1 pseudogene is annotated in these 279 nt (G+C 39.4%); it reads right to left on the reverse strand.

The window, feature by feature from the left end:
• Positions 1–75: 75 nt before the first annotated feature.
• Positions 76–279: pseudogene (locus tag KVT27_RS24320) on the reverse strand (hypothetical protein); the annotation flags it as partial.

A 279-nucleotide genomic window follows, 5' to 3' on the forward strand; every position in this document is an offset into this window, starting at 1 on the left:
TGATTGTTGTGCATTTCCATTCACATAATCTCGAAACATACTCGTATCTGGCATGTAGCAAATCGGGTTTGACATCTACTCTTGATCTCCCCCTGCTGCATCTGGTGCCTTGTCATTCAAAATTTCTAATGCCAGGTTTGCCACCCTTTCGGAACGTTTAAATGCATGTTCTTTTTCATTCAAGAACTTGCTCCAATTCGGATGCTTCAAGAATTGGTCTGAGTAGATATGCCAAGTTGAGTTTTCACCCGTATTTTGAAATCCTTTAATTTTCTCATT

The sequence above is a fragment of the Lysinibacillus sp. GbtcB16 genome (genome assembly GCF_019091145.1).
Classification (GTDB): domain Bacteria; phylum Bacillota; class Bacilli; order Bacillales_A; family Planococcaceae; genus Lysinibacillus; species Lysinibacillus fusiformis.